The sequence below is a fragment of the Arcicella lustrica genome, from assembly GCF_034930985.1.
Classification (GTDB): Bacteria; Bacteroidota; Bacteroidia; order Cytophagales; family Spirosomataceae; genus Arcicella; species Arcicella lustrica.
This window is the reverse complement of sequence record NZ_JAYGIM010000024.1, coordinates 30,128-51,960: the sequence shown is the minus strand read 5'-3', so window position 1 is coordinate 51,960 and position 21,833 is coordinate 30,128. Positions and strand designations below refer to the sequence as shown.

Annotated in this window: 21 protein-coding genes; 15 read left to right on the top strand and 6 right to left on the bottom strand. The window is 34.2% G+C overall.

Features of this window, described 5'->3' with window-relative positions; genetic code table 11:
• Positions 1-474 precede the first annotated feature (474 nt).
• Entirely contained in the window at positions 475-771 is a 297-nt protein-coding gene (locus VB798_RS23740) for a hypothetical protein (protein ID WP_323689730.1), read from the bottom strand.
• 146 nt (positions 772-917) lie between these two features.
• Complete coding sequence (locus VB798_RS23735) at positions 918-1,220, bottom strand: hypothetical protein (protein ID WP_323689729.1); 303 nt, start codon at positions 1,218-1,220, stop codon at positions 918-920.
• Between the two features lie 406 nt (positions 1,221-1,626).
• Here VB798_RS23735 and VB798_RS23730 point away from each other — a divergent pair, with 406 nt between their 5' ends.
• The 9 genes from VB798_RS23730 to VB798_RS23690 all read left to right on the top strand — a co-directional run bounded on the left by VB798_RS23730 (position 1,627) and on the right by VB798_RS23690 (position 10,992).
• On the top strand, positions 1,627-2,166 hold the full coding sequence (locus tag VB798_RS23730) for a hypothetical protein (protein ID WP_323689728.1): 540 nt from the start codon (positions 1,627-1,629) through the stop codon (positions 2,164-2,166).
• A gap of 445 nt (positions 2,167-2,611) precedes the next feature.
• Entirely contained in the window at positions 2,612-3,157 is a 546-nt protein-coding gene (locus VB798_RS23725) for a DUF7010 family protein (protein WP_323689727.1), read from the top strand.
• Between the two features lie 120 nt (positions 3,158-3,277).
• On the top strand, positions 3,278-4,396 hold the full coding sequence (locus VB798_RS23720) for a transglutaminase-like domain-containing protein (protein WP_323689726.1): 1,119 nt from the start codon (positions 3,278-3,280) through the stop codon (positions 4,394-4,396).
• Between the two features lie 124 nt (positions 4,397-4,520).
• Positions 4,521-5,006 (top strand): GyrI-like domain-containing protein, encoded by a 486-nt coding sequence (locus VB798_RS23715; protein WP_323689725.1) that lies wholly within the window; start codon positions 4,521-4,523, stop codon positions 5,004-5,006.
• Between the two features lie 296 nt (positions 5,007-5,302).
• Positions 5,303-5,827 (top strand): RNA polymerase sigma factor, encoded by a 525-nt coding sequence (locus VB798_RS23710; RefSeq protein WP_323689724.1) that lies wholly within the window; start codon positions 5,303-5,305, stop codon positions 5,825-5,827.
• Positions 5,828-5,841: 14 nt separating this feature from the next.
• The gene (locus VB798_RS23705; protein WP_323689723.1) at positions 5,842-6,657 is read left to right on the top strand and encodes a HEAT repeat domain-containing protein; all 816 of its coding nucleotides are present in this window, start codon (positions 5,842-5,844) and stop codon (positions 6,655-6,657) included.
• 15 nt (positions 6,658-6,672) lie between these two features.
• Positions 6,673-7,533 (top strand): DUF4097 family beta strand repeat-containing protein, encoded by an 861-nt coding sequence (locus VB798_RS23700; protein WP_323689722.1) that lies wholly within the window; start codon positions 6,673-6,675, stop codon positions 7,531-7,533.
• A gap of 30 nt (positions 7,534-7,563) precedes the next feature.
• Positions 7,564-8,385, top strand: coding sequence for a DUF4097 family beta strand repeat-containing protein (locus tag VB798_RS23695; protein WP_323689721.1), 822 nt, complete (start codon positions 7,564-7,566; stop codon positions 8,383-8,385).
• A gap of 186 nt (positions 8,386-8,571) precedes the next feature.
• Positions 8,572-10,992 (top strand): TonB-dependent receptor domain-containing protein, encoded by a 2,421-nt coding sequence (locus VB798_RS23690; RefSeq protein WP_323689720.1) that lies wholly within the window; start codon positions 8,572-8,574, stop codon positions 10,990-10,992.
• Between the two features lie 301 nt (positions 10,993-11,293).
• On the opposite strand, the gene VB798_RS23685 is transcribed toward VB798_RS23690, so the two are convergent.
• Positions 11,294-12,331: an aldo/keto reductase gene (locus tag VB798_RS23685; protein ID WP_323689719.1), complete on the bottom strand. Its 1,038-nt coding sequence runs from the start codon at positions 12,329-12,331 to the stop codon at positions 11,294-11,296.
• Between the two features lie 240 nt (positions 12,332-12,571).
• A complete protein-coding gene (locus tag VB798_RS23680) occupies positions 12,572-12,961 on the bottom strand; it encodes a LytR/AlgR family response regulator transcription factor (RefSeq protein ID WP_323689718.1) in 390 nt (129 codons plus the stop codon).
• Positions 12,962-13,249: 288 nt separating this feature from the next.
• Between VB798_RS23680 and lysS the strand changes: the two genes are divergently transcribed.
• The 3 genes from lysS (at position 13,250) to VB798_RS23665 (ending at position 17,464) form a co-directional block, all read left to right on the top strand.
• Positions 13,250-14,962, top strand: coding sequence for a lysine--tRNA ligase (gene lysS, locus VB798_RS23675; RefSeq protein WP_323689717.1), 1,713 nt, complete (start codon positions 13,250-13,252; stop codon positions 14,960-14,962).
• A 277-nt stretch (positions 14,963-15,239) separates the two neighbouring features.
• On the top strand, positions 15,240-15,686 hold the full coding sequence (locus tag VB798_RS23670) for an Hsp20/alpha crystallin family protein (protein WP_407654187.1): 447 nt from the start codon (positions 15,240-15,242) through the stop codon (positions 15,684-15,686).
• A gap of 290 nt (positions 15,687-15,976) precedes the next feature.
• Positions 15,977-17,464, top strand: a complete 1,488-nt coding sequence (locus tag VB798_RS23665; RefSeq protein ID WP_323689716.1) for a Do family serine endopeptidase — start codon at positions 15,977-15,979, stop codon at positions 17,462-17,464.
• Positions 17,465-17,516: 52 nt separating this feature from the next.
• Here the strand turns inward: VB798_RS23665 and VB798_RS23660 are convergent, their stop codons facing one another.
• The gene (locus VB798_RS23660; RefSeq protein WP_323689715.1) at positions 17,517-18,149 is read right to left on the bottom strand and encodes an SGNH/GDSL hydrolase family protein; all 633 of its coding nucleotides are present in this window, start codon (positions 18,147-18,149) and stop codon (positions 17,517-17,519) included.
• Positions 18,149-18,934 carry an amidohydrolase gene (locus VB798_RS23655; protein WP_323689714.1) on the bottom strand — a complete coding sequence of 262 codons (786 nt, stop codon included), beginning with the start codon at positions 18,932-18,934 and terminating at the stop codon, positions 18,149-18,151. Before VB798_RS23655 ends, VB798_RS23660 begins: the two co-directional genes overlap by 1 nt.
• 198 nt (positions 18,935-19,132) lie before the next feature.
• Between VB798_RS23655 and VB798_RS23650 the strand changes: the two genes are divergently transcribed.
• From VB798_RS23650 to VB798_RS23640, 3 genes are all read left to right on the top strand, one after another.
• Positions 19,133-20,254 carry a redoxin domain-containing protein gene (locus VB798_RS23650; RefSeq protein WP_323689713.1) on the top strand — a complete coding sequence of 374 codons (1,122 nt, stop codon included), beginning with the start codon at positions 19,133-19,135 and terminating at the stop codon, positions 20,252-20,254.
• A gap of 174 nt (positions 20,255-20,428) precedes the next feature.
• Entirely contained in the window at positions 20,429-21,379 is a 951-nt protein-coding gene (locus VB798_RS23645; protein WP_323689712.1) for an NAD-dependent epimerase/dehydratase family protein, read from the top strand.
• Between the two features lie 55 nt (positions 21,380-21,434).
• On the top strand, positions 21,435-21,794 hold the full coding sequence (locus VB798_RS23640; protein WP_323689711.1) for a DUF4260 domain-containing protein: 360 nt from the start codon (positions 21,435-21,437) through the stop codon (positions 21,792-21,794).
• Positions 21,795-21,833 lie beyond the last annotated feature (39 nt).

Below are 21,833 nucleotides of genomic sequence, written 5' to 3'. Positions count from 1 at the left end.
TTAAAATACATTTAGAAATAAAAAATAAATGGTGTAATCTTGGTAATACAATAAAAAAAACTTGACAATCAATTCAGTTTTTAACCCCTAATACTGTCAAGCTTTTTTAGGATGAGACATTCTTGGACGACTTACAAGATTTCTAAATCAGGACGCTTAATTTCTCGGACGACTTACAAGATTTCTAAATCAGGACGCTTAATTTCTCGGACGACTTACAAGATTTCTAAATCAGGACGCTTGATTTCTCGGACGGCTTACAAGATTTCTAAATCGGGATGCTTGATTTCTCAGACGGCTTATAAGATTTCTAAATCGGGATGCTTGATTTCTCGGACGACCTAGAAGATTTCTAAATCAGGACGCTTGATTTCTCGGACGACTTACATGATTTCTAAATCAGGACGCTTGATTTCTCGGAAGACTTACAAGATTTCTAAATCGACTTGCAAACTCCCAAGACTTTAAAGCTAATTACTTTTTCTTGGAATACGTAATACTAATCCCACTCACTTGCTTATACGCTGGGCTACTTGCTCCAAATGCCGCTTTTATATATTTTTTTACATCAATACTAATATAATATAAACCTGTTCCTTCTTCATATAAAACCTTATCCCTCAGAAGCCTAGCATTACTAAGGTCAGTATAAATAGCCGAAACATGTTCGTTGGCATTACTTTGTTGGTTAATTAAATTTTTTACAGTACTTACTTTCAAATCCACTTCATTAGGAGCATAACTAGGCTCGCTTTCTAAAATAGCGACCAACGCTTTTAAATGCTCAACTTGTTGGTTAAAAGATAGTTGTGACGATGAAATTGTTTTAGTGGTTTCACTATTACTACTATCTAAATTGTTGGTTGTTACTTTAGTAGAGCTTGCTCTCTTCCCTTGCAGTTTTCGATTAAATCCTTTTACATCCTTCTTGTAGCATCTGGGGCATCGGTAGTATCAAAAACATTCATGAGTCGAGTAGATAAAGGTTTATTGTCTTTAAACAACAAAGCCCTTTCATTGATAGCGATATTATAAGCAGCATTTTGTCTGATAATTTCGTCGATTGCATCCTTTGCTTGGCTGTGAATGGTTTCTAAAGAAGGGATTTGAATAGAAGTTTTGCTAGGTTGGTATTGAGTGCCGAATCCTTTGCAGAAATTAATAAGGTCTAGGAAGTTTTTCACGTTCATAACGTGTCCTGTTTCTGATGTTGTAGTCATTTTTGTTGATTTTGGGAAAAGTGAGAAATTAATAATAAGGTAGCTTAGAGCAATCAGCTTTGAGTTCCATAATAGAATACATCTACCTAGCTCTCAGCTGTTTAAAATTAAGATTTTTTTTAAATTGAAAAGACGAGCACCTCCGTATTTTTATTAAACGGTAATTTTTTGGGTGGAAATTCGCTTGTATCTGCATTACAGGGGGATGATATGTTTGTAGAGAAAGGAAAAGGGGAGAAATGTACGACTAGCAAAGGTTAGAATAGGAGGGATTGGTACAAGAAAATAATAACACTAAACAATATAAGAAGTACGACTAAACTTTAGCATATTTGGGGGTTATAAGTAATTATTTACCACCACCATACAAAGAATTTGACACTTTAAATCAGACCCAAAAACAAAAATGAAAACTTACAAAATTGACAATTCAAAAATCTCTGAATTCACAAAACGAAGTAACAATAGAGTATTTAAAATTTTAGCAATTACTACGGTGACAATTTCGATTCTAATGTTTCCAATGACACGACAGAAAGATGCACCAGCCGAATTAATTTATATTATGCTTTTTTCTTTACTATTTACAACTATAATTGTTGGATTTATTTACCTTAACAATAAAAAATTGACTCGGTTGACAGCAGAAAATCTTAAAATTATAATTGATGAAAATTCAATAACAAAGGTAGTAGATGTTGAAAACGACCCAAGGCTTAACTTTTTACACAGATTTGCAATTAACAAAGCAAAGAACATTACGAGTGATATTTATTATTCTAAAATTGACTTTGACAACATTAAGCCTATCAAAAAAAAGAATGGAGATTTGTGGGTTAAAGCAATAAACTCAAATGCTTTTAATGGTGAACACATTATAGTAGTTCCTAAAGAATTAACAAATTTTGACGAACTAGAAAAAGAGGTTAACAATAGACTAAAATAAGAATCACGACTTATGTTGGAGATTTTGGTATTTCCGCCCTTGTTGGTATTTGTTCACCAACAACTAGTGCTTAAGCAACGCACCAATTATCAAAACCATATTTTTTGAGTTGTAGGAAAGCCTCGACTACTTGAAGCATGTAAAGTAAAATAGAATAAATATCCCTTTTTCCCAATCCCGAAGGGATGTCAGTATTATAGAAAAGAGCAAGATATTGTTTCTATCACCCCTTCGGGGTTTTTAGTTTTTTGTAAATGGTTTATCTATAATCCTATCATCCCTTCGGGATTTTGATTTTCGTCATTGTTGTTTGTCACGGGTCACCAAGACTAATGATACGGCATAAACAACTTACCAATTATCAAAACCATAATTTGAGTTGTATGAAAATCTAATATTAGTGGCAAGCATAATGCAGAATCAAGTAACTAACACAATACAAAATATGAATAATTTTAAAGAGGCTCAAGAAGATATGAGAAATGGCTACGGCTATGGCTCAATCGGTATTTTTGTTTCAGGGACAGTTTGGATAACCGCTGGTTTAATGGTGAATTTATATTCATCCCAAAAAGGCATTTGGACCTTAATTATTGGGGGAATGTTCATTTTTCCATTGGCAACATTAATTGAAAAACTAATAGGTATCAAAGGAGGACATCATAAAGATAATCCCCTCGGAAAACTTGCAATGGAAGGAACAATATGGATGATTATGTGTATTCCCTTAGCTTATGGTTTATCTTTGGTTAAAACAGAATGGTTTTTCCAAGGAATGTTGTTGATAATTGCCGGACGATACTTGACTTTTGCAAGTATTTACGGTTTACGTATTTATTGGCTTTTGGGAATTGCTTTGGGCTTGGCAGCTTATGGTCTATTTATCATGAAAGCATTAGATTTTGTTTCTGCATTGACAGGTGGTTTAATTGAAATCGTGTTTGGTGTAATTGTTTATGTTTTATATAGAGATAACAAACAAAAGAATTGAGTGTTTCCGTTGTTATTGTTGTTTGTCACGAAGTCGCCAAGACCAACAATACCTGTAGTAAACTATAGTTTTTCACAGATTGCCATTGGCAGAAATTGTTAACACATAACTAAACATAAAATGAAACTACAAAACCTAATACTCACAGTTTTAATATCATCCTATTCAACGTTGGCTTACAGTCAAAAAACTTATAAAGGTCTTCCTGTTATAGAGGCAAATAGTGCAAAAATCAAATATTATGTAAACAATATTGAAAACAATAATTGGACAGTTACACCTAAAGTTGCAGACGATAGCCTTCTGATTAAAACCTACCTTTCTGAAAAAACTAAAATTTTGTTCAAGTTCAAGACAGATATTGATAGTATAAAATTTGAAATTAAGAATGATGAAACCAAACGTTTCTATGTTCATTTAAACAAGGAATCTTATGCCTTGACAACAGTAAGAAGACAGAAGATTTTTATACCAACGTTAAATTATGCTTCAACAAAAAGCAATCCTAAATATAAAATTTTATACACCAACGACAATGAAAAAGGGTATCTTGATTCCTTGAATTCAAAATATCCGATTCTTTTCAAAAATTCAAAAACGCAAATTGATAAAGTTTTGACTATCTTAAATTGGACTCGTAGCCAATGGGAACACAGAGGAGATGTAAGTCCTAAAAAAAATGATGCTATCTCAATTTTAGATGAAGTAAAGGGAGGTGGAAGGTTTCCTTGTTTTGCTTATGGATATGTCTTGGCATCACAGTTAAAGGTTTCAGGATTTAAGTCAAGAGTTATATATCTTAAAACCAGTGATATCGCAACGTCAATGCGAGGTGGAGGACACGTTGCGACTGAAGTTTTTATCGATGAATTACAAAAATGGGTTTTTGTTGATGCTCAATTTAACGCCATGCCTTTTCTCAATAATGTTCCTTTGAATGCCGTAGAATTTCAAAATGCTATTAGAACAAATTTTGATAAATTAGAATTTAAGAGTCTGGGGAAAGTTGATAAAATGTCCTACATAAATTTTGTTCAACCTTACCTTTATTATTTTGATTGTTCTTTTGACCAGCGTGAAAATGTAATTACTGAACGTAACAGAGTCAATAACAAACGAAGTTTAATGCTTGTCCCTTTGGCAACGGAAAATCCGACTTTTATGTTGGTGTGGAACTCAAAAATTGATTATTGTGAATACACAAACTCAATTAATGATTTTTATGCAAAGCCCAATTAGATTGGAAAAATCTGCCAAAGTATTTATTAGGAAATGGGGTTGATGCCTGAACGTCGGTACATTAATCAACATTATACCAGCGGGCGAAATACTAAGAAGTTTTGGAAGTAACCAGCTTATGAATATGCAACCAAGAATTGAAACTTTAACCGAACGAAAACTAATTGGCAAGCGACTGACAATGTCATTAGCGGATAATCAAACTTTTAAACTTTGGCAATCATTTATGCCAAGACGGAAAGAAATTAAAGGCAACTTGACGGCTGAATTATTTTCTATGCAAGTGTACCCTCAATCGTTTGACTTTGCTTTTTCTAATCTTAATTTAGAATTTGAAAAGTGGGCAGCTATTGAAGTAGCAGACTTTAAGACTGTTCCTAATGAAATGGAAACTTACACATTGATAGGCGGACTTTATGCAGTTTTTGATTATAAAGGGTTAAGCACTGATACTAAAATATTTGAGTATATTTTCGGAACGTGGTTACCAAATTCAACAATCTATTTACTTGACGACAGACCTCATTTTGAAATATTGGGAGACAAATACAAAAACAATGACCCAAACTCAGAAGAAGAAATTTGGATACCAATCAGACCAAAAGAATAATGAAAGTTTGGCGTTATAGGGCTGAACTGCAAGATTTTAATTTTAGGAATTTGGTGTCATTGTCTTAATTCCACTACCAATTTCTTTTCTGCAAAGCTTTCAATCCAGCAGGCATATTTATAGAACTGTATCTTCGGATTACTGATGGCATTACTTCATTCATGCCATCAGTAATTAAAAACTTTTTTATTTTTTTTCCAATTATTTCTGTAACCTTTCATAATTACTGCAGTTACCAATACAAATTACACAAAATCAACCTTAATTACTTGGATAATCTTTCTGACAACGCACTCATGCTAAAAGTAAAAGCTGGAGACCTCGACAAGATGGGTCTGCTCTTTGAACGGTACCATCGTTCATTGTATGGCTTTCTTTTTCACATGACTAATCAGAAAGAAGCAAGCGAAGATATGACTCAAAATGTGTTTTATCGGATGCTTAAATATAGAAATGCGTTTGTGGGCGATGGTGAGTTTAGAACTTGGATGTATCATTTGGCTCGCAATGTGTTGAAAGACCATGCCAAAAAAACTATCAAAAATGGCGCTCAATACGATATAAAAGATTTTGAGGAAAGAATAGGAGGGAGCACACTGGCTGATGAGCAATTTGAGAAAGAAGAAGAATTGAATATGCTAGAAAAAGCCCTTGGTAGTTTAAGTACAGAAAACCGTGAATTATTGATTTTGAGTAGGTATCAGGAATTGAGTTATCAGGAGATTGCCAAAATATTGGATACTACCGAAGGGGCAATTAAAGTAAGGGTGCATCGTGCGATGGGTCAATTAAAAAGTATTTATTTTAAAATTAATGTATAAAAAAAGCAAGTCTTATGAAATGTGAATATGATAAAGAGCGACTTACTTATTTGTTGAATAATCCTATCAACGATGTTGAGCGTATAGCGTTAGAAGAACATTTAGCTGAATGTCTGGATTGCCAGAAAGAGTTTGAACAATCTCAGAAATTATGGGCAATAATGGGCGAGATTCCTAAGCCTGTGCCTTCTGCCAATATGCGAACAGATTTTTACGCCATGTTGGAAGATTATAAGGAAACCGTTGCCGAAAAGAATAATCCGTTGACGAGTATATTGGCGAAATTCAAACAGCTTTGGACGATTCAACCTGCCCTTCAATTGTCATATAGTTTTATGTTAATCCTTTTTGGGCTTAGTATGGGTTATTTTATCAATCATTTGAATGTCAGACAGGCTTCAAATCAGGAAATAACGGCTTTATCGTCTGAAGTTCAAGAAATGAAGAAAATGATGATGATGTCCTTATTGGAAAACCCTTCGGCCTCTGAAAGAATGCGTGCTGTGAGTTATTCAGAGGAAATTACCGAAGTAAATACACAGGTAGTAGATGCATTGTTGATGACACTGAACAATGATGAAAATGTGAATGTTCGCTTGATGACCTTAGAAGCCCTTACCAAGTTGTCAGATAATGCTAGGGTGCGTGAAGGATTGGTACAAAGTATTACTAAACAAGATTCTCCGTTGGTACAATCAGCCATTGCTGATGTAATGGTGAAATTGCAAGAAAAAAAGTCAATAAAACCGCTTCAAAAATTGCTCAAACAAGACAATCTCAACGAGATGGTCAAAGACAAAATAAAACAAAGTATTAATCAACTCATTTAAATAAACCTTTACATCATGAAAAGAACATTATTCTCCTTTATAATGGGAGTGGTACTCTCTTGTGCCCAATCGTCAACAAATGCCCAAAAATTTGATGAACATCTTCATAAAGAATTTGAAGTATCGAAGACAACCACCAACATTTTAGCCATTTATAATATCAATGGTTTTGTAAAAGTAGAAGGCTATGCTGGTGATAAAGTGATTCTGGAAGTTGATAAAAATATTTCTGCCCGAGATGAAGATGATGTAGAAACTGGAAAGAAAGAATTCCAGTTGGCATTTGAACAAAAAGGCGATAGTATTATTGCTTATGTGGCTCAACCGTTTGATTCTCGCCCTAATCGTAATAACGAGCGGAGAAACGACAAACGTGTAGAATATCATTATAATGTTGAATTTAAAGTAAAAGTACCTTTCAATATGAACTTGCATATTTCTACCATTAATAATGGATTTGTAGATGTAAAAGATGTAGCAGGAGCATTGCATTTACGCAATATCAATGGTGAAATCACTGTAGCCAATGCGAAAGGACAAAGTAATTTGCATACTATTAATGGTAATATCACGATAAACTACGTGAGTAATCCTCCAGAACCATCATCTTATTATACCTTAAACGGTGACATTAGGGTTACCTATCTCAATGACCTTTCGGCAGACTTACAGTTTAAAAGCATGAATGGACATTTCTACACAGATTTTTCTAATACTGAAGTATTACCAACACAGGTAGTGAAAAACAAAGAAACTAGGGGTGACGGGACGGTTTATAAACTAAACAAAACATCTTCTATCAGAATTGGCTCTGGCGGAAAAGCTTACCGTTTTGAAACCATGAACGGAAGCGTATATATCAAAAAACAACTATAAAATATTTATTACAAAAAATATATCAAGCACATGAACACAATAAAAAAAGCAAGTTTCCTGCTACTATCAATCATATTGATGAACAAAGCAGTAGCTCAGTCAGAAACAAAAGACCAAATTACAGTGCCTTTAACTGACCCAACTAAGCCATATTCGTTAACAGTAAAACTAATCAATGGCTCTATTAAAGTAGCCAGTTATGCGGGTAAAGAGATTTTGATTGAGGCACAAGCTGCTAACGCTAAAAAAGAGGAAAGCAAAGCCAATGCCGAAGGCATGAAGCGTATCGTGGCAGATAATGGATTGGAGCTTACTGCGGAGGAAAATAATAACAAAGTAGTAGTACATTCTGATTCATGGAAAAGAGCCGTTAACCTTACGATAAAAGTACCACAAAATGGAAACTTTAAACTCCATACCATCAATAATGGAGATATTACGGTAGAAAACATCAATGGAGAAATGGAGGTAAACAATGTAAATGGAGCAATAAAACTTTCTAACATTTCAGGTTCTGTAGTGGCTAATACGGTGAATGGCAATATCATTACCAATTTCAAATCAGTAGATAGTAAAGCTCCTATGGCATTTACAACGTTGAATGGAAACGTGGATATTACTTTTCCTGCTACCATTAAAACAAATGTTAAGTTGAAATCAGACAGAGGAGAAATCTTAAGCGATTTTGATATTGACATCGATAAAACTCAGCCTAAGACAAATACAGCAAGTGAAAAAGGGATGTATAAAATCAAAATCGAAGACTGGATTTACGGGAAAATCAATGGCGGAGGACCAGAAATCATGATGAAGAATATGCACGGAAATATCTATTTAAGAAAAGCCAAATAAACCTATTTTAACTTATTAATAAAGAATCTGTAGGGTTAAGATTTATTTTAAACTTACAGGTTTTTAACCTCAGCCCGAACCTATTGACCTGTTTTCTCATAATTAAGCCTGATAAAATTGCAACAAATCAGTAAAACCTCTTGTCTTTGTCCCAAACAAAAACCTCAACAAACAACCTAATATGCTATGAAAAAATTACTTTTGCTGATGCTATTACTATGTATTGCTAGTTTTAGCTTCGCTCAAACGTTTACTATCAACGGAACTGTTAAGAATCAGCAAAATGAAGTAGTTCCTTTTGCTACGATTGCCTTGCATAATGCCAAAGATTCTTTATTGATAAAAGCAGACATTGCCACAGAAGAGGGTATTTTTAAAATGGCTAATATTGCTAAAGGATTGTATTATCTACAAATTAATGCAGTAGGGTTCAAAAGTTTTAGGTCTTCATCTATTGAAGTAATCAATCAAAACATTGATTTACCGTCTTTTACTTTGTTAACTTCTGTGCAACAGTTGGAGGAAGTAAAAGTGGTAGCGTCCAAACCTTTAATAGAGGTAAAACAAGACAAAATAGTTTTCAATGTTGAAAGCAGTATTAATGCGACAGGCTCAAATGCGTTAGAATTATTACAGAAATCTCCCGGAGTACAAGTAGATAAGGATGATAATGTGTTGGTAAAAGGCAAAGCCGGCGTAAGGATTTATATTGATGGAAGACCGTCTCAAATGAGTGGGAAAGACCTTGCTTCAACCCTCAGAAGTATGAATTCTGCTGATATTGAAGCCATCGAAATTATCACGAATCCTTCCGCTAAATATGATGCTGCTGGTGATTTAGGTATTATCAATATTCGTTTGAAGAAGAACCGAAAAATTGGTACTAATGGCAATCTAAGTCTTGGGGCTAATTTTGGTATTACACCAAAATACAATAGCTCACTGAATATAAATCATCGTGATAAAAAGGTTAACCTTTTTGGTTCTTATAGTTATAATCAAGGGGCTTGGCATAATACCACTTTTGATGACCAAATTCTGAACAATACCATCTATAATAAAACGTGGCATGGCTTATGGAAGGATACTTCGCAAAGTGCTAAAGTGGGCGTTGATTACTACATTGATTCAAAAAATACGATAGGCTTTAGTGCGAATGGAAGAATGAGCGACCATAACGGCGGAGGCGAAAGCCAAACGCTGATTGGCAAACGATTTAGTACAGTACCTGATTCTGTGGTACTTTATTCACAAACATCTAACCCTGAAAAAAACAAGAACCTCAACTTAAATCTAAATTATCGTTTTGCCGATACTACTGGTCATGAACTAAATGTTGATGCCAATTATGGTATTTTTACTTCAAGAGGAATAAATTATCAGCCCAATAGGTATCAGTTTTATTCACCAGAAATACCTGCTATCGAGCGAAATTATGTCAGTAAAACCCCGACAGATATTACGATTAGTTCTTTTAAAATTGATTATGAACAGCCCTTCAAAAAAGGAAAACTGGGCTATGGCGTAAAATGGTCGGATGTGACTTCTGATAATACTTTTGATTTCTTTAATGTCATTAATAATACAGAAGTTAGAGATATTGACCGAAGTAACAGATTTACCTATACCGAAAGAGTATACGCTGGATATATAAATTATAATCTTCAGTTAAATAAAAAGTGGGATTTTCAAATTGGATTGAGGGCTGAGAATACTAAGTCGTTAGGGAATCTTACCAGTTATAAACACAACGATTTGGATAGGGTAGATACTACTTATCTAAACTTTTTTCCGAGCGGTACGCTATCATTCAAGGCATCTGATAATCATTCTTTTAATCTTAATTATAGTCGTAGAATCAACCGTCCGAGTTATCAGAATCTAAACCCTTTTGAATATAGGATTGATGAATTGGTGTATTCAAAAGGAAATCCATTCCTTCGTCCTGAGTTAGCCAATAGTTTTAAATTGACCCATGTATATCAATCTAAACTGACAACTTCTTTAGGATATTGGCGAACCAAATTCCCAGTGGTGGGTCTAAGAATACCTTATGATAGTAGTCGAACCTATTTTATTTCGAGAAACTTAGATTATTCAGAAGGAGTAAGTTTGGATATGAGTATCACGGCTTCTATTACAAAATGGTGGCAAATTTATTTCAATGTGAGTGCCTACCACAATATCTGGAAGGCTAATCTGGAAAATGGATTAGTCATTAATAACAGTACGGCAGCACTTAATTGCAACGGACAGAATACTTTCAAGATAAAAAACAACTGGACGATAGAATTATCGGGCTGGTATAATTCTCCATATCGTAGAATAGATTACAATTCAGGAATGGGGATGATGGATGTAGGCGTACAAAAGAAGTTTTGGAGTGACAACGCCACTTTCAAGGTTTCTTACAGTGATGTACTAGGTACTGCTCGTGGTGGATACCATTCACGCTATGCAGGGATTGAAACAAATTTAAGGTTCACTTTTGAAGGACAACAATTGAAATTTAGTTTTAATTACCGATTCGGCAATAAGGAAATCAAAGGAGCGAGAAATCGCAACTCAGGTTCTGAGGATGAAATGAATAGGATTAAAGGAGGATGATTTTCTATTAGCGAGTGAGTTAAGTCTTATTGATTACCCTCATCTTTTAAAAAGTTGAAATGAAGATATGATTATTGATAAAATGGGTTTAAATCGCCTTTCAAACCTCATCCCCCAGCCCCTTCTCCTTCAGAGAAGGGGAGCAGACTTTGGAACTTAAAGCTCCCCTCTCTGAAGGAGAGGGGTTGGGGGTGAGGTTAATTTATATTGATTATCAATCACTTATGTACTTGTGGGTAATCGATAGGACTTAAGTCACCCGCTAATAGAAAGTAATATTTAATAGTATTGCTTCTTAGCCCTAATAAAACTTAGGCAAAGGATTCAATTTTAGATTTTGTCTTTGATGCCAATACGGATAAATTGTTGGTACTTCGCTGGCTTGGTCCAATTTCTTTACTTGTTCTGTGGTCAAGTTCCAACCTACTGACTCAATGTTTTGAAGGAGTTGTGCTTCATTTCTTGCACCGATAATGATACTTGAAACTGTTGGTCTTTGTAAAACCCAATTTATTGCTACTTGTGCTACGGTTTTGCCCGTTTCTTCGGCTACTTCATATAAAGTATCAATAATATTGTAAAATACTTCTTCATTAATTACTGCTTCTGGAATCGGGCTACCGCCTTGCGCTACTCTGCTATCTTGTGGAAGTGGCTGATTTCTACGATATTTTCCGCCCAATCTACCTGCCGCCAATGGCGACCAAACAATTGCACCCACTTTTTGGTCTAAACCCAAAGGCATCAATTCCCATTCATATTCACGATTGGCCAAAGAGTAATAAACCTGATGTGCTACATATTTATTCCAACCATATTTATCAGCGATAGCTTGCGATTTCATCAAATGCCAACCCGAAAAATTAGAGGCAGCGATATACCTAATTTTGCCACTTTGAATTAAATCATCTAAAGCACGTAAAGTTTCTTCGATTGGTGTGTTTCCATCAAAGCCGTGCATGTGATAAAGGTCAATATAATCAGTATTTAGGCGTTTTAAACTTCCTTCCACTTGTTTGATTAATCTAAAACGAGAAGAACCTTGATTGTTTGGACCATCGCCAAAAGTAAAAGTAGCTTTGGTAGAAATTAAAGATTTATCTCTTTTACCAGCCAAAGCTTTTCCCAGAATCTCTTCTGAAAGTCCTTGAGAATAAACATCGGCAGTATCAAAGAAATTTAAACCTGCCTCCAAACAAATATCTACTAAACGAGTAGCTTCTTCTACTTGAGTACTTCCCCAAGCTTTGAAGAAATCATTTCCACCGCCAAATGTAGCAGTACCAAAACTTAGCACGGGCACTTCTAAGCCCGATGCACCTAATTGTCTGTATTCCATTTTAAATAGTTTTAATTTTTATGTCTCAACAAGTAAAGTACTTGATGATAAAATACAAAAAAGACAAAATGGGTTCGTTTGTATAAAAGAATTAGCCTGTAGGAAAGGGTAGAGGAGGTTGTTTTTCGAAGTCCTTTAAATCAAAACAGCTTCCCGAAAAATTCAGGAAGCTGTCGTTTTTCACCTAACCACTAATATTTATTGTTGTTGAATAATAACTTTCAAAAGACGACTGTTTAATTATCTTTTTGAAAATTTTCTTATTGTATCTTGAAACTCCGCCTTTCTTCTTCGGGCGATGTCTATTTTTTGCTCGTTAATCATAATTACACTTAGTTCTTCTACGGTATTGAAGGCTTTCAAGTACTTCAAATTAATCAGTACTGATCTGCTAATTCTTAAGAAATCGTAAGGCTTAAAGAGTTCACAAAATTGTTTTAATGTTTTTGAGAACAAATGTTTTTCTCCGTTTTTGTAGTGAACATAAGTATAATTTCCTTCACCTTTGCACATCAAGATTTCCTCAATGTAAATTTCTGTTTTTCCTCTTTCTAAATAAATAATTGTTTTTTTTTCTCTATTAAATCTCTTAGGAGAATATAAAAAATTGGTTTGTATTGGTAAGTTCATAGTTGTTTGGTTTGCAAAAATCACCTTGATGAATAGTATTGCATAGTACAAAACAAATGCCTTTGCTATCAATATTTTAGCGTATAAATACCCTATGGGTAAATTAGCGTATTTGTACGTTATGATGAAACTAGCTTTTGGTACTACAATTTGTTAGTCGCAAAAGCATTTAAAAATGGTAACAAAAAAAGTAGAAATAATTTTATGGGTTTGAAGACACACGAATAATCCTTAATTTTGTAGCAAAACAAGATTTGCGATTTCCTTGCAAATCATATTACAACGACTATGCTTTCAGAACAAGAAGTACTTCGCCGACAAAAGCGAGAAGAATTGATGAAGTTGGGAATTGACCCTTATCCAGCTGAACTATACGAAATCAATGTAACTACTGAAGATATTCAGCAGCATTACGAAAACAATAAGATTGATTATAAAAACATCTCGATTGCAGGTAGATTAATGTCTTTCCGTATTATGGGAAGTGCATCCTTTGCAGAACTACAAGATGCTTCTGGTCGTATTCAATTATATTTTCGTAGAGATGACCTTTGCCCTGGCGAAGACAAAACACTTTATAATACTGTATTCAAAAAGTTATTGGATATTGGCGACATTATTGGTGTAAAAGGTTATGTATTCACTACTCAAACGGGTGAAATTTCTATCCACGTTACTGAATTCAAGATTCTTAATAAATCTTTACGTCCGTTACCAGTTGTAAAACGTGATGAAGATGGCAATGTATTTGATGGTTTAACTGACCCTGAAACTCGTTACCGTCAGCGTTATGTTGACTTAATTGTTAATCCAGATGTTAAAAAAATATTTTTGAAGCGTTCAAGAATTGTAACGACGATGCGTTCAATTTTTGATGATAAAGGTTGGTTAGAAGTAGAAACACCAATTCTTCAACCTATTCATGGTGGTGCTTCTGCTCGTCCTTTCAAAACACATCATAATACATTGGATATGCCTTTATATATGCGTATTGCCAATGAATTGTATTTAAAACGCCTTATTGTGGGTGGTTTTGATGGTGTTTATGAGTTTGGTAAAATGTTTCGTAACGAAGGAATGGACAGAACTCATAATCCAGAATTTACTTCATTGGAATTCTATGTAGCTTATAAAGACTACAATTGGATGATGGGAATTACTGAAGAAATTTTCGAGAAAGTCGCTTTGGCTACCAACGGACAAACGAAAGTAAAAGTAGGTGAAAACGAAATCGAATTTGCAGGACCATTTACTCGTTTGACAATTGCGGAGGCGATTGAAAAATATACTGGTGTTAATGTGGAAGGCATGGACGAAGTGACACTTCGTGAGCATTGCAAATCATGGGGAATTGAAGTGGATTCTTCGATGGGAACTGGTAAATTAATTGACGAAATTTTCGGAGAGAAAGTAGAAGCCAATTTAATTCAACCAACTTTCATTATCGACTATCCAGTTGAAATGTCGCCTTTGACTAAAAAACACCGTAGCAAACCGGGCTTGGTTGAACGTTTTGAATTATTTGTAAATGGTAAAGAAATTGCTAATGCTTATTCAGAATTAAATGACCCAATCGACCAACGTGAACGTTTTGAAGAGCAACTCAAATTAGCTGAAAGAGGCGACGATGAAGCGATGGTGATGGATGAAGATTTCCTTCGTTCTTTAGAATATGGTATGCCACCAACAGCAGGTATCGGTATTGGTATCGACCGTCTGACGATGTTGATGACGAATCAGACTACCATTCAAGAAGTATTATTCTTCCCGCAGATGCGTCCAGAAAAGAAAGCTGAACTTTCTACGAATGAAGAGTATGAGGCAATCGGCGTACCAACAGAATGGATTCCTGTACTTCAGAAAATGGGCTTTATGACGATTACTGCTTTGAAAGAAGCGAATCCGAATAAAGTATTTAATGATTTGGGCGGAATGCGTAAAAAACTAAAATTAGATATTCCAATTCCTGCTAAGGACGATGTTCTTAAATGGTTTGAATAAATAATAGAAAACGGCTACTTCAATTGAGGTAGCCGTTTTTGTTTACTCACATTTTTCATCTGTGCTTTTCTCAGATACTTAATGACAATTTTATAATCGTAATTTTTAAGAATCGGCTATTTTGTCATGTTAAAAATTTTAAAAATAAAGAATAGCAGACAAAATGGCGTAATTGATTGGCTGGTATAAGATTTGAAATAAAAGGGATGTCCATTAATTAAAAATGGATAATTCATTTTAAACATCAAATCAAAAAACATTTAAACATAATAAAGCCATGAAACTTGTAAGATTCAACAACCCAGCATTTCAATTTTTCAATGAAGATTTCAACAACGTTTTAAAAAATCTAGACACTATGTATCCGTCAAAACAAAATCATCAATTAGCTTTCAATAATATTCCAGCAGTGAATGTAAAAGAAGTAGAAGGTTCTTTCCAGATTGAGGTAGCCGCTCCGGGTTTGAAAAAAGAGGATTTCAAATTAAGTCTTCACGAAAATCGCTTGAGTATTTCAACCAAAAAAGAAGAATCTAGTGAAGAAAAAACAGAAAAATATACTCGTCAGGAATTCAATTATTCTTCTTTCCAAAGAACATTCAATTTACCAAAATCAGTAGATGGAGAAAAAATTGAAGCTACTTACAATGATGGTATTTTGAATATCAATTTACCCAAAAAAGAAGAAATCAAGCCAGCAGTAAAAGAAATTTCAGTAGCTTAAATAGTTGTGAGATTTGAGCAATGAGCTTTGAGAATAAATTTAAAAATATTGAGTTTTAAGAGAAAGTTTGATGCACTTAAACACATTATTTTGAGAATAAGACCTGAAAACTCAAAGCTCATCGCTCAAGGCTTAAAACTCATCGCTATTTTTCTTAAAATTTGTTAAAAAGCCCTACAGCGATGCACCTTAAAAAAAGTTTTTGCGTTAAATTAGCAGATGTGAATGAAAGACCGAAAGATTTATTCAATCTTTAAATGTTTTGTAAAATTTAACAAAATATCACAACCATGGAAATTAAAAATAATGTTAAAAACCTAGCTATAGCCGGAGTATTGAGTAGTGCTACTACGCTTGGAGCCTATAAGCTATTTTTAGAAAAATCATCATCAGATTCACTTTTTACTAATACGCCTTCAGCTTTTACTAGAATGGTGTCAAATGCTGGTGCTGTACCAGCGGGAGCGCCGGGTGAATTTACTTTTGCTGCCGAAAAAGCTACTCCAGCTGTAGTGCATATCAAAACAAAAATGACTCGTAATGTGAGCCGTCAAATGATGGATCCATTTGAAGATTTCTTTGGAGGTTTTGGAGGAGGCGGTCGTCGTCAACAACAAGAACCGCAAGAAGCCTCAGGTTCAGGCGTAATTATTAGTTCAGACGGTTACATTGTTACGAACAACCATGTAGTACAAGATGCCGATGAAGTATCTGTAATTTTAAACGATAAGCGTGAGTTAAAAGCAAAAGTAATTAGTACTGACCCTGCTACTGATATTGCGGTGATTCAAGTGAAAAGTAATAATTTGCCATTCCTAACTTTCGGTGATTCGGATGGTATTAGAGTAGGAGAGTGGGTATTGGCTGTAGGTAATCCATTCAATTTAGAATCGACCGTTACGGCTGGTATCGTTTCAGCGAAAGGACGTCAAAATATCATCGATCGTGATAAAGATGTAAATCCACTAGAATCATTTATTCAAACTGATGCTGCCGTAAATCCGGGTAACTCTGGTGGTGCTTTAGTAAACTTGAAAGGTGAATTAATTGGTATTAACACTGCAATTTATAGTCGTACAGGTCAATTTGCAGGTTATTCATTTGCAGTTCCTGTAAGTATTGTTAAAAAAGTAGCCGCAGATTTAATAAAATATGGAAACGTTCAACGTGGATATTTAGGAATCAATATTGCGGAAGTAAATGCCAAATTGGTTGAAGAAAAAGATTTGAAAGTAAGTGATGGTGTTTATGTAGGTGGTTTCCCAACAACAGGTGGAAGTTCGGCACAATCGGCAGGTTTGAAAGTAAATGACGTAATTGTAAAAATTGACGGTATTGAAACGAAATCAATGTCAAAATTGATGGAATTGGTTGGTCGTAAGCGTCCGGGCGAAACTGTAGTTGTTACTGTGAATCGTGATGGTTCTTTGAAAGATTTTAATGTAGTATTGAAAAATAAAGATGGCAATACCAACATTGTAAAAGGAGAAGTGGCAGGAAATATTGTAAAAAGTGATTTCCTTGGAGCAAAACTTTCTAATTTAACTGAAAGCGAAAAATCTAAATTAAAAGTAAGTGGTGGTGCTAAAATCACAGAAGTTGACCCTGAGGGACGTTTAGGTTACCAAGGTTTAGATAAAGGATTTATCATTACCAAAATTGATGATAAAGCTGTAGTTGATGCTAAAGAAGTAGCAGACATATTAGCCAACCGTAAAGGAAGAGTTAGACTTGAAGGCGTTGATGTAGATGGTACTAGGGTATTAATGGTACTTTAAAATCATTGTTACTTTCATTAAAAAACCTGTGAAGCTAAGCTTTACAGGTTTTTTAATGATCCAATTTTTTAATTGCACTTGAAAGTTCATTTGCCCAAAGTGGATAAGCTGCTTGTTTCAAATGAATGCCATCTAAAGAATATTGATTTTTTAATGATTCTTTTTCAGATAGAACTTGATTGGTATCTACATAAACCAGTTGGTTTTGCTGACAAAAACTTGCTAGTTGTTGATTCAAAATCGTTATTTGATGATTAATTTCAGGGAAATTGGTATAAATAACCGCATTAATGATTGGCTTAATTTGCTGTTTTTGAAGGGTATGAATCATTTTGGTATAATTCTCAAAAACTCTTTGTTCAGGAACGCCAGCCAATAAATCATTTACTCCACCTTCTATTACACATATTTTAGGTTTTATTTTCGGGCTTAGAACTTCTACATTTTTTAGAATATACAAAGTAATCGCCCCGCCGTAAGCTAAGTTTGTAATGTCGTTTCTTCCCAAAAGTAAAGCCCAATTTTCTTGTGCTAGTAAAGAATCTCCCACCAATAAAATATTATTTGATGCTGGCGGAAATAAATATTGATGTAGTTTTTCTTTGAACTTAAAAGCTAAAGTTCCGCCCGTAAGAATAAGTATTACATTTAAGATTAAAGAAAAAGTAAGCAATCTTTTTTGCATTATAAAAGGTTGTTAATTTCAAAAGAATCAGCATCTAAATAAGCTGGAAATTGTTCTCTGAATTCTGCTAAACTTTTTTTGTTGAGTACTTGTGTTTCCACAATTTCACTATCTGCTTGGTAGAAAAGATGATTTCCTTTGAAATCAATTATGGTTGAATTTCCTGAGTAAACTAAATCCATTCCATCTTTTCCCACACGATTTACTCCTACGACAAAGCTTTGATTTTCAATGGCTCGTGCTTGTAAAAGTGTATCCCAAACTTTTGAGCGTACTGCTGGCCAATTGGCTACATAAATCAATAAATCGTAAGCTTGATTTACATTTCTTGACCAAACAGGAAAGCGTAAATCATAACAAATTAGCGGACAAATTTTCCAACCCTTCAATTCTACAATTAATTGTTGTGTGCCACCAGTAAAGTAATGGTGCTCGCCACCCATTCGGAATAAATGTCGTTTATCGTATTGCTCAAAACTTCCGTCTGGTCGCATCCAAATTAATCGGTTAAAATACTTTTCACCTTCTTTGGCAATAAAACTTCCAGTGACAACAGCATTTGTTTGTGCGGCTTGCTGTTTCATCCATTTTTGTACGAAAAAATTCATCGGTTCACCTACTTGTTCAACATTCATTGTAAAGCCAGAATTAAACATTTCTGGTAAAACAATCAAGTCGGTTGGCGTAGAAATCATCGCAATTTTTTCTTCCAACATTGCCAAATTAGCAGTTGAATTTTCCCAATATAAATCAGTTTGGATGAGTGTTATGGAAAGGTCTTGCATACAATTAAAATTGTTTAAGAAAGGAAAATAAGGAAAGCTATTTTTCAAAAATACTCATTTTATGTGGCTCAATCAAGTTTTGATTTCGTAGAATATGTTTGATTTAAAAGGAAACTGAAAACTTAACTAACAAAACAAGATACATTCATGAAGAAAAACATTTATCTTTTATGAATCATAAAAAACAATTTTAAAAAAATGAAAAGAATACTTATCCTCTCATTATTAACGATTTGCGTAGGAATATTTGGCTTCAAAAATATTGAAGAGCATCCAACTTTAGAAATAGGTTCACCAGCTCCTAATTTCAATTTAAAAGCTACTGATGGCAAAATGTATTCTCTGAATTCTTTTGCTAAAGCCAAAGTGTTGGTCGTGGTATTTACTTGTAATCATTGTCCAACGGCGCAGGCTTACGAAGAACGCATCAAGAAATTGGTGACGGAATATAAAACTAAAGGAGTACAAATAATTGCGATTTCACCAAACGACCCAGTAAGTGTCCGTTTAGATGAAATGGGTTATACTGATTTGGGCGATAGTTTCAACGACATGAAAATAAGAGCCAAAGAACATCAATTTAATTTTCCGTATTTATATGATGGTGATACCGAAGAAGCTTCTAAAAAGTTTGGACCAGTTGCAACGCCGCACGTTTTTATATTCGACCAAAAAAGAATTTTAAGGTATTCTGGCAGAATTGATGATGTAGAAAAACCAGCGGGTACTCCTAAAAATCATGACACAAAAAATGCAATTGAGGCATTATTGGCTGATAAACCTGTAGCGATAAGTAAAACAAAAACATTTGGCTGTTCAGTAAAATGGGGTGGAAAAAGAGAATTGGCGGCTCAAGAAAAAATAGATTGGGCAAAAGAGCCAGTAAGTTTAGAGACCATTGACGAAGGAGGAATAAAGAATTTATTGAAAAATAATTCTGGAAAATTACGTTTAATCAATGTTTGGGCTACTTGGTGCGGACCTTGCGTAGCAGAATTGCCAGATTTTATGACGATAAACAGGATGTATCGCTTGAGAGATTTTGAATTAGTGACGATTTCGGCAGATAAACCTGATAAAAAAGACAAAGCTTTGGCTACTTTAAAAAGATTGCAAGCTTCGACCAAAAACTATATTTTTAATTCAGACGATGCTTATAAATTGATTGAGTTAATCGACCCAAAATGGCAAGGAGCTTTGCCTTATACTCTTTTGGTTGAACCAAACGGTAAAATTGTTTATCAAAAACAAGGAACGATTAATCCGCAAGAAATGAAGAGAATCATTGTAGATAATCCTTCTGTTGGTAGAGTTTATTAGCAAGTACATTTTATTGAAATATTAAAATAGCGATTAAAACGGGCTTGAATAGCTGTTTTAATCGCTATTTGTTTTGTAAAGATTTTCGCAATATGTCATTTTGTTTGCATGATTGGTCAAGGACGATTTCGGGGTTTTCCGACAACTTTGTATCATCATTAAACAACAAAATACATGAAATCAGAAATCTTAGTTTTAGGCTCAACAGGAAGCATCGGTTATGCTTTTACCGAAAATTTACTTAGCAAAAATATTCCAGTAACCATAATTGTTCGTGATGTAGCGAAAGCGAAAAACCTTTTTCAAAGCTTTAATCATGTAGAAATTATCAAAGGTGATGCCCAAGATTTGAATCTTTTGAAACAAGTAGCCGCCGACAAAAAGTATATTTTTCATGGCATCAATTATCCATACAACGAATGGTTTGGTAATATGGATGTGGTAACAAATAAGATTATCGAAGCGGCAAGCTTAAATAAAGCCATGATTGTTTTTCCGGGAAATGTTTATAATTATGGCAATACGCCTTTGATTAAAGAAGATTCTCCAGAAAATCCATGTACTCGGAAAGGAGCTTTGCGAGTAGCAATTGAAAAAACGTTAAGAGATGCAGCCAACGCTGGTAAATGTAAAGTGCTAAATGTTTGTTTGCCAGATTTTTGGGGACCAAATGTGCTAAATTATGGTATTAAACCAATTTTTATAAATGCTTTGAATGGCGAAGCACTTCCTTATATGGTTCGTCAAGATATTCCACATCAGTTAGTTTTCACCAAAGATGCTGCTGAAATAATGGTAAGATTGATGCAAAGAGGTGTTCAAAAACCTTATGAAAATTATAATTATGGCGGACAAGTACATCCAACGATGAAAGGCTTATTAAACAGAATTTCAAGATTGGCGAATGCTCCAGAAAAAATAAAACTTCACTCAAAATGGTTATTTTCTGTATTGGGAATTTTTATGCCTATAATGAAAGAAGTAAAAGAAATGCTTTATCTTTTTGAAGGAACAGTACTTTTAGATGACACGAAAGTAAGAAGTATTTTCCCAGATTTTAAAGAAACACCTTTGGATGAAGCGATTACAGAAACTTTGAATTGGTTTAGAGGGAATCAGTTATAAGCTGTGAGCTTTGAGTTTGGAGTATTTTATAATAAAATATATAGAAAAAAAAGACATGAAAAATATTTTAAAATTAGAAGAATTGGCTGAATTTATATTGGGAATATTGATTTTTAGCCGTTTAGAGTTTGCTTGGTGGTATTTTCCTGCTTTACTTTTATTGCCAGATTTAGGGATGTTGGGCTATTTAATAAATTCCAAAATCGGAGCGTGGTTGTACAATTTTGGGCATCATAAAGCTTTAGGAATTGCTATTTTAGCATTAGGTTTTTATGAACAAAATCAAGGGATTTTATTGTTTGGAACAATCCTTTTTGTTCATTCAGCTTTTGACAGAATGATGGGCTATGGACTAAAGTATGAAGATAGTTTTGAAAATACACATTTGGGAAGGATAGGTAAAACAGCAAAATAGCTTTCAGCCTTGAGCTATCAGCTATCAATTTGTAGAAAA